Below are 3,231 nucleotides of genomic sequence, written 5' to 3'. Positions count from 1 at the left end.
CAGCGCTTGGGTGGGCGAGATGATCCGGATCATGACGGCAGCAATTTTCGGCGGCGCGATTGTGCTGACCGCCGCGGCGCAGGCGCATCAGGTTCGGCCTGCCGCGGATAGCGCGCAGATGGCGCGGCCTGCGATGGTGCAGCTGGCCCAGGCCGATGCGCCGCCGCCGCGCCGCCGCGTCACTAACAGGCTGCGCATCACGCCGAACCGTGACTATTGGCCCGATGACGTCTATCCGCGCTACGATCCGGGTCCGAACGCGGTGCGTGTCTGCAACGCCCATTACGTGCAGGAGTATCGGCCGAGCGGTACGGTGATCGTGCCGCGCGTCGCCTGCGTCTGGCGACCCGGCTAGAAGCGCGGGTCGGCCGTCAGCGCCGCACCGTGCGACGGCCGGAGAGGATTTTTCGATTGCGGCAGTCCGCTTTGCGATCCGGCGCGCACGGATGCGCGGAACGGATTCCGGCCGTCGGCATTAACAGCCCGCTGTTCAAAGTCACATCGCAGCCGGCGCAGCCGCCGGCGCGAGGTGCATTGCAATCGAGGAGCCCATTCCATGAAGTTGATGAGAGTCCTTAGCCTCGCAGCGGTCGGCGCCGGTCTCGTACTGGCAGCACCGGCCCAGCGCGCGCAGGCGCTGTCCCTGATCAATCCAGGCGCCGCTGCGGTCCAGCAGGGCTCGCGGCCAGCGACCACTGAAGTGCGCTGGCACTATCGTCACCGCTATCATCATCACTGGCGCCATCACCGTTGGCATCGCTGGCACCATCACCGCCATTGGCGGTAAGGGCCGGCATCGCCGATCCCGCTGACAGGTCCGCCGCGGCGGGCCTGTTTGTCTTGGTTGCATTGACAGGTGCCGATAGTCTCGATCCCCGCGAAACTTCGAGGGAGATTGCGATGAGATCGAGCATGGCTGCCGCTGTCCTTGCGCTCTCATGCGTGTTCGGCCGCGATCACGCGGCAGCCGCCTCGCTTGACGCCACGGCGGAGACGGTGCGGCCATCCCACACGACGCGCGTGAACGCGCATCGCCGCAATCATGTCGGCGGTCGGCCCTATTCGTCCTACTATCTCGGTCGGCCGATCTATTACTCGCCGGGACCGTTGTTTCCCTGGCTGCCGTTCATTCCCGATTGGCGGAACCCGCTGGACTAGCGAGTTTTCCGCGCGAGATCGCAGGCGACGGTAAAACCTGAACAAAGCTCCGCGCATTCGCCTGTTTCATGGCAGCAATTGACGATCGATGCAACCACAAGTCGCGGTCATGGCTTTTGCGCGTTCGTTCATGCCGCGTTCACGTCGCTTTCTCTAATTTAATATTCGGGATGATCGCAAATATGCGGGCGAGAAACGCGCGCCGATATCGTTGATCGATGTCGGCCGAACGCTGTGCTTCGCCCGCTTGCAGGGAGACTCAACGCATGATGGCGATTGCATTTCGAAGGCTCGGCCTCTTCAGCGTTGCGGCGACGCTGCTCGCCCTGATCGCGGTGCCGAACACGCCTGCGGCTGCGATGTCGCTCGTGACACCGCACGCCACGCCGTTGGCTGAGCACTCATCCGACGGTCTCGTGACCGAGGTTCGCGGTGGCGGCGGCTTTCATGGCGGCGGTGGTGGCTTCCACGGTGGTGGCGGTTTCCGTGGTGGCGGCGGCTTTCATGGAGGCGGCTTTCATGCCGGTGGTGGCGGCTTCCATGGCGGAGGCTTTCACGGCGGCGGCTTCCACGCCTTTCACGGCGGGCCCGCATTCCACGGCGGCGGGTTTCATCACGGCGGCTTCGTCCACCATCATCATCGCCACTTCTTTGTCGGCGGCGGCTATTACCCGTATTATTCGGACTACTATTACCCGTCTTATTACCATCCGCGTTGCCGGCTGGTCCGGACCTATTACGGCCTGCGCCGGGTCTGCTGGCATCGCCATCACTACTGGCATCGCTGGCACCACCGTCATCATCGGCGGCACTACTACTGAACGGGCGAGCGCAGCTGCGACATGAGAAAGGGCGCCTCGGGCGCCCTTTGCCTTGAGCAGTTTCGGAGCTGTCGTCGGGATCGCCTCCGGCGCCGGATGCTCAGTCCCAATCCCGCTTCCGGGACCGGGCTCGCCATGGCGCCAGATTGCTCGCCCGCCATTCCTCGAGATGGGTGGGCGGCCAATGACTCAGCCTGCGCTTGTCCTTGATCTCGGGCTCGATGACGACCCGCTGCGCCGCGCGCCGGTCATCCGGCAGCAGCGTTTCCTCGAACAGATCGACATATTCCGGCTTCCTGTTTTCCAGCTTGTCGGGTCCCGGCTTATCGGACATGGCTCGCTTCCTCGGCGCAACGCCATTTACGCCGAGGAGTCTGCTCCCCCTTCATTAAGGAGCCGTTGCCCGAACGGCACCGAATTGAAGGATCGATTTATCGCCAGTCCCGGACGTCGACGAAATGTCCGGCGATCGCCGCGGCCGCCGCCATCGCCGGCGACACCAGATGGGTGCGGCCCTTGAAACCCTGCCGGCCCTCGAAATTGCGATTCGAGGTCGAGGCGCAGCGCTCCTCCGGCTTGAGTTTGTCCGGATTCATGGCAAGGCACATCGAGCAGCCCGGCTCGCGCCACTCAAAGCCCGCCTTGATGAAGATCTTATCGAGGCCTTCCGCTTCGGCCTGAGCCTTCACGATGCCCGAGCCCGGCACGATCATGGCGTTGACATTGGCGTTGACCGTCTTGCCTTCAGCGATTTTCGCTGCCGCGCGCAAATCTTCGATGCGGCCGTTGGTACACGAGCCGATGAAGACGCGGTCGAGCTTGATGTCGGTGATCTTCGTGCCCGGCACGAGGCCCATGTACTTCAGCGCCCGGTGTTTTGACAGCCGCTTGGCCTCATCCTCGATCTTGTCGGGATCAGGGACCGCCCCTGAGATCGAGATGACGTCCTCGGGCGAGGTGCCCCAGGTGACGATCGGCGGCAGCTTGGCCGCGTCCAGCCGGATCTCGTGATCGAAATGTGCGTTGTCGTCCGAGCGCAGCGTTTCCCAGTATCGCATCGCTGCATCCCAATCCGCGCCCTGCGGCGATTTGGGACGGCCGCTCAGGAAGTCGAACGCCTTCTGGTCCGGCGCAACCAGGCCGGCGCGCGCACCGCCTTCGATCGACATGTTGCAGACCGTCATCCGGCCTTCCATCGACAGTGAACGGATCGCCTCGCCGGCATATTCCAGCACATAGCCGGTGCCGCCCG

6 protein-coding genes are annotated in these 3,231 nt (G+C 64.2%); 4 read left to right on the top strand and 2 right to left on the bottom strand.

The window, feature by feature from the left end:
* The first annotated feature begins 118 nt into the window (after positions 1-118).
* The 4 genes from JOZ76_RS18775 to JOZ76_RS18760 all read left to right on the top strand — a co-directional run bounded on the left by JOZ76_RS18775 (position 119) and on the right by JOZ76_RS18760 (position 1,979).
* Positions 119-355: a hypothetical protein gene (locus JOZ76_RS18775; protein ID WP_291700630.1), complete on the top strand. Its 237-nt coding sequence runs from the start codon at positions 119-121 to the stop codon at positions 353-355.
* 201 nt (positions 356-556) lie between these two features.
* Positions 557-787, top strand: a complete 231-nt coding sequence (locus tag JOZ76_RS18770; protein WP_291700628.1) for a hypothetical protein — start codon at positions 557-559, stop codon at positions 785-787.
* A gap of 125 nt (positions 788-912) precedes the next feature.
* Positions 913-1,158: a hypothetical protein gene (locus JOZ76_RS18765; protein WP_291700627.1), complete on the top strand. Its 246-nt coding sequence runs from the start codon at positions 913-915 to the stop codon at positions 1,156-1,158.
* A gap of 266 nt (positions 1,159-1,424) precedes the next feature.
* Positions 1,425-1,979 (top strand): hypothetical protein, encoded by a 555-nt coding sequence (locus JOZ76_RS18760; protein WP_291700625.1) that lies wholly within the window; start codon positions 1,425-1,427, stop codon positions 1,977-1,979.
* Positions 1,980-2,079: 100 nt separating this feature from the next.
* On the opposite strand, the gene JOZ76_RS18755 is transcribed toward JOZ76_RS18760, so the two are convergent.
* Both JOZ76_RS18755 and JOZ76_RS18750 read right to left on the bottom strand, forming a co-directional pair.
* Positions 2,080-2,313, bottom strand: coding sequence for a hypothetical protein (locus JOZ76_RS18755; protein ID WP_291700621.1), 234 nt, complete (start codon positions 2,311-2,313; stop codon positions 2,080-2,082).
* 97 nt (positions 2,314-2,410) lie between these two features.
* Positions 2,411-3,231: aconitase family protein (locus JOZ76_RS18750; protein ID WP_291700619.1), on the bottom strand; the 821-nt coding region annotated here is incomplete at its 5' end.

The sequence above is a fragment of the Bradyrhizobium sp. genome (genome assembly GCF_019244115.1).
In the GTDB taxonomy this organism is placed as follows: domain Bacteria; phylum Pseudomonadota; class Alphaproteobacteria; order Rhizobiales; family Xanthobacteraceae; genus Bradyrhizobium.
This window is presented reverse-complemented; position numbering and strand designations above follow the sequence as displayed.